We start from the raw sequence: 4,909 nt of genomic DNA on the forward strand, positions 1-4,909 counted from the left end.
CGGATCTCGCCCTCGATCGGGTCCGACCACGAGACGATGACGCCGCCGGCCGCGGGATTGAGGGCGCGGTCGGTGGCGTTCAGGCGGGCTTCGATCGCGGCGCGCTCGCGCATGACGCGGGCGGGCTCCGGCAAACGCTCCTTGTGCCTGGCCCGCTGTACCTCTCGATCACGGCGGTCGGAACCGTTCCGCTCCCGAACCTCCGGATCACCGATGCCTCGGTCTCGAGCCCGCTCACGGCGGGGCAATCGGTCACCGTCGCCCGCATGCTGCTGAACGCCGGCAACGCCGACGCCGCGCCGAACTACCAGGAGTTCTGGCTTTCCGCCGACACCCAGTTCGACGGGGAGACGTCTACTTCACGCGCTGCCAGCGCGCCGTTCCGCTCGGTGCCGGTCAGTCGAGCTTCGGCAACTTCGACACCACGATCGCGTCCCAGTTCCCGGTCGCCGCGGACACGTACCACAGTGCTCGTGATCGCCGACAAGCCACCCGCGGTCGTCGAAAGCCACGAGATCGACAACGTCTTCGTGATGCCAACGATCGTGACTGAACTGACGCGCGGCGCCCTCGGCACGCCCCTCGGGCTTGTGCACCTGGGGGCCGAGCGGGTAGTCGCTCTCGGATCTCATGACCGACGCGATCCACGAGTGCGCCCTCGTGCTCGGCGCCAACGGCCGGCTCGTTGGCGAGCTATAGAGGAGAATGGGGAGAAGAGGGGCATGGGACGGCGTTCCGGGGAAGGGGCCACTGTCCGATGCAGGGGGCACGTCAACTCGGCGGCCAATCCCACCTACCGACTCACCCACAGTCGTGACTTCATCACGATCGCGATGAGTAGATACACAATAAGATGTGCGCGTTCATTGATAAACGCTAGTCAGCGTACAGGAGGTACCGATGAATAGCGACAAGAACGTCATTATCATCGGATCTGGCATATCCGGGATGGGTGCAGCCTACGCTCTGCAGAAGAACGGCTTCAACGTAACCGTGTTGGAGAAGAACGGACGAGTCGGCGGCAGAATGCTGTCGACAGAATGGCACGGAACCTGGATCGATCTAGGGGCCGAGTATCTGTCCAGCAAGGAGAACAAATTATTCCAGCTGATCACCGAGTTGGGATTGTCGTCTCGGGTCATCGATTATCCAACCGTCGGCCAAGTGACCTTCGAGTCCTGGCGGAATGATTCCGGACACGTCGTCTCGCTGAGCAAGCCGCTGTCGATGCTGACGACCGCCCCCTTCAGCGTGCGCGGCAAGATCGGACTCGCCAAACTTATCCCAATGGGTATTGCGCACATGGTTCGGGCCAAGCTCGGATCCACGCATGGGCACACCCTGTCGGTGGTCTCCTCCGACGACGAAGAGTCCCTGGAATCGTGGCTGTCACGCGTCCACCCGGATTTTCTGGACTATGCGATCGAGCCGATGCATGAATTCATGTGGAGTCACGAACCGCAGCAGATGTCACGAGGCTGGGCGTTGGACTTCTACGTCAAGCACATGAGATTGGACGTGTGTTCACTGGACGAGGGGTATGGTCTCCTCCCCCGCGTGCTCGCCACGAAGCTCGATGTGGTTACCAACGCCCGAGTCGGCAGCGTGATACCCGGGGAAGCATCGGTGACTGTTGCGTGGAACCAGGATGGGGCCGAGCACCGGAAAGACGTGGACGGTGTCGTCGTGGCGGTGCCCGGAACCCAGGTCAAGGGCATGGTCCAGCGACTTGGCACCGAGCGGACGAAGTTTTTCGACGGGGTGCGATATTCACCCCAGGAGATACCGTTTTTCAAGCTGGATCACGAAATATCAGGCCTGCCGATGATGCGCCTGTATTCCCGCCGGGAAGATCCGATCTTGAATGCGATCATATACACATCTCCGCGACCTGACGGAGAGAAATTTCTGCGGGCCAAACTGAAGGCCAAATACATCAAGCGGGATTGGCAGCAGAGTGACGACGAGAGAATGGATGCGATAGAACACGAGATCGCGCGTTACTTTCCGGAGGCGGTCAGGGCCATCGAGGACCGCTTATTGCACAGATGGGAGGAGGCGCTTCCGATCTTCTATCCGGGTTATACCCGCTCGCTCAAAGAATTCTCGGATCTTCCGCCGATTCCCGGACTCGTGTTCGCCGGGGATTACCTCACCGGCGGCGATACCGGCCAGGCGTACCAGAGTGGACTCTGGGCGGCCGAGGAGTTGGCGAAACAGCTGAACTGAGAGGCCGGTGACCACATGGTCGACGCGGCCGGGTCGACGTGCCCGACTCAGGCGTCGTCCGGAACTGCTGTTCGCCACAGCACGAGCCGGCCCGCGTCAACGCCCGACGATCTCGAGGCTGCCGAGCGCTGTTGCCGCGCTCGCGAGCCGCCGATCGAAGGTGAAGAGCGTGCGCGCTCCGGCCATGGTCGCGAGCGCGAGGTGGAGGGCATCCGCTGCCCGCAGCGGGGCGCGTTCGCCGAGAACGAGGAGCAGCCGCTCGGCTTCGCGGTGGGACGATTCGGTGCCATCGACGCGGAGGAACTCGCCGCCGGCCAAATCACGGAGGAGCCGCTGATGGAGGCGCCGCGCCTCCAATGACCGAAGGCTTCCTTCCCGAACGCGTCGCGCCAGAAGGAACGTAAATTCGGTGACGCCGCTCCACCTCCTCGCTTTCCGCTTCCGGCAGAAAGAGCTTCGCGAGCGCACTCGTGTCGAGGTAGACGGGGCTAGATTCGATCGTCACGGTCTTCAGCGATCATCTCGACCGCGCTCTTCGATGCCCGTGAACGGATCGATCGGCGAAGCCTCCGATGACTCGAAAGCGGTTTTCGGCTCCTGCGCTCGATCGGGACCAGCTTGGCGACGGGTTTACCCCGCTCTTCGATCACTACCTCGCGGCCCTTTCGCACCTCGTCGATCAAGGCGGAAAGGTTCTGTCGTGCTTCTCGAATACCGGCGCGAGTCACGACCCGCAGTCGTGCTACAAGTAGCATCTCGGCGTCAATCCACTGGACAACCGCTGTGTGACGCTCATGGACCATCACCGACACTCACCGAACGAGATTCCGATCACCTCTGGTGACCACTGAAGAAACACCGTCTTTAGCGCGCCACAACGCGCGTCCCCTCGCTCCACCCTTCTCACGTGGTTCGGGGAACCGAGAGATCCTCGAGAAAGAACGCGGCGAGGCATCGCGCCGTTGCGCCAGCGCCGACGTTGCGGACGAAATGCCCGACGAGACCACGGAGATTCTCGATCGCGTTGGTCGAGCGCAGGGTGCGATAGGGCGCGCCGGTGACGCGGACACGTTGCAAGGTCAGGGTGTCGGTCCGCGGTGCTGGCGTTTTCCCCCCGTCCACCATAGGTACAAGCCCCTTCCAGCATGACGACGCCCAAGACGCTCTCGTCCTACGCCGACAATCCGATGGTGCACCGCGACCGCCGCCTCGGCCGCGCGAGCACCCCGTGGACCCGTTCCTTCGCCTGCGACGACATGGGGGTGCTGATCGTCTGTCGCGGTCCGATCCGGAAAGAGGCGATCGACGTCTTCCGCGAGATGGGCGTCGCCCAGGTCGGCATCCTGCTTTCGGAACGCGACAGCATCGTGTTCCCGCGCGCCCTCTCGCCCGAGCTCCGCATGATGGACCCGCGGAACGTCCACGCGGTGCCCGACTACACCGGCGCCACCAAGGAAGAGCGGGTCCAGCGGATCGAGCAGATGATCGCGATCTGCCGCGAGCACGGCTACGGCTACGTCTTCGCCGGGTACGGCTTCATGGCGGAAGACGCCGAGTTCGTGCGGCGGCTGGAGGAGGCCGGCCTCGCCTTCATCGGCCCGTGCTCGTACACGCAGACGGCGGCCGGCGCGAAGGACGAGGCCAAGCGCACCGCGATCGAGAACGACGTCTCGGTCACGCCGGGCGTGAACGACGCGACGACCCGAACGCTGCTGCGCCTCCACCCGGACCGCAAAGCGCTCCAGCGGCTCGCCAAGGCGAACGGCCTCGATGTCCCCGCCCTCGCCGACGAGAAGGTGGCGCTTTCGGAAGCCGTGGAGCGGCTGCTCGACGCGTCGTACCGCAGCCGTCTCGACCTCTACTCGATCGACGACCTCGCCGAGACGCTCCGCCTCGAAGCGGTGCAGCTCCTCGCCGACCAGCCCGGCCGCCGCTTCCGCCTGAAAGCGATCGGCGGCGGCGGCGGCAAGGGCCAGCGCATCTTCGACGCGGCGGCGCAGGTGCCGACGCTCGTCCGCGAGATCCTCGCCGAGGTGAAGGCCACGGGGGTCGGCGACAACAAGAACGTCCTCCTCGAGCTCAACATCGAGCAGACCCGGCACAACGAGATCCAGATCCTCGGCAACGGCGCGTGGTGCATCGCGCTCGGCGGCCGCGACTGCTCACTCCAGATGCACGAGCAGAAGCTCGTCGAGGTGTCGGTCACGCACGAAGGGCTGGAGGACGCGATCGCCGAGGCGCGAGCGGCCGGCCTCGAGACCAAGGCCAAGGCCCTCGCGACCGACCTCGTGACCCTCGGCCGCATGGAGGAGCAGGCCGAACGGTTCGGCCGCGCCGTGAAGCTCGACTCGGCGTCGACGTTCGAGTGCATCGTCGACGGCGACCGCCACTACTTCATGGAGGTGAACACCCGGATCCAGGTCGAGCACCGGGTGTCGGAGCTCTGCTACGCGCTCCGCTTCACGAATCCCGACGACAAGAACGAGTCCTTCGAGGTCGAGTCGCTCGTCGAAGCGATGACGCTGATCGCCCGCCACAAGGCGCGCCTCCCGAAGCCCGCCCGCGTCATGCGCGAGCGCGCCGCGATCGAAGCCCGCCTGAACGCCACCGACCGCGCCCTCAATCCCGCGGCCGGCGGCGTCATCGTCTCGTGGTCGGACCCGATCGAGGGCGAGATCCG

At 64.7% G+C, this 4,909-nt stretch carries 5 protein-coding genes; 2 read left to right on the forward strand and 3 right to left on the reverse strand.

What is annotated here, in order from left to right; all coding sequences use genetic code 11:
- The first annotated feature begins 900 nt into the window (after positions 1 to 900).
- On the forward strand, positions 901 to 2,229 hold the full coding sequence (locus IT293_17555; GenBank protein ID MCC6766470.1) for an FAD-dependent oxidoreductase: 1,329 nt from the start codon (positions 901 to 903) through the stop codon (positions 2,227 to 2,229).
- Between the two features lie 96 nt (positions 2,230 to 2,325).
- Here the strand turns inward: IT293_17555 and IT293_17560 are convergent, their stop codons facing one another.
- From IT293_17560 to IT293_17570, 3 genes are all read right to left on the reverse strand, one after another.
- The gene (locus IT293_17560) at positions 2,326 to 2,697 is read right to left on the reverse strand and encodes a PIN domain-containing protein (GenBank protein ID MCC6766471.1); all 372 of its coding nucleotides are present in this window, start codon (positions 2,695 to 2,697) and stop codon (positions 2,326 to 2,328) included.
- Positions 2,698 to 2,717: 20 nt separating this feature from the next.
- Entirely contained in the window at positions 2,718 to 2,984 is a 267-nt protein-coding gene (locus IT293_17565) for a type II toxin-antitoxin system prevent-host-death family antitoxin (protein MCC6766472.1), read from the reverse strand.
- A 148-nt stretch (positions 2,985 to 3,132) separates the two neighbouring features.
- Entirely contained in the window at positions 3,133 to 3,306 is a 174-nt protein-coding gene (locus IT293_17570; protein ID MCC6766473.1) for a hypothetical protein, read from the reverse strand.
- A 68-nt stretch (positions 3,307 to 3,374) separates the two neighbouring features.
- On the opposite strand from IT293_17570, the gene IT293_17575 reads away from it, so the two are divergent.
- Positions 3,375 to 4,909 (forward strand): biotin carboxylase (locus tag IT293_17575; protein ID MCC6766474.1); only part of this gene is annotated, 1,535 nt, incomplete at its 3' end.

This window comes from Deltaproteobacteria bacterium, assembly GCA_020848745.1.
Taxonomy (GTDB): domain Bacteria; phylum Desulfobacterota; class Binatia; order UTPRO1; family UTPRO1; genus UTPRO1.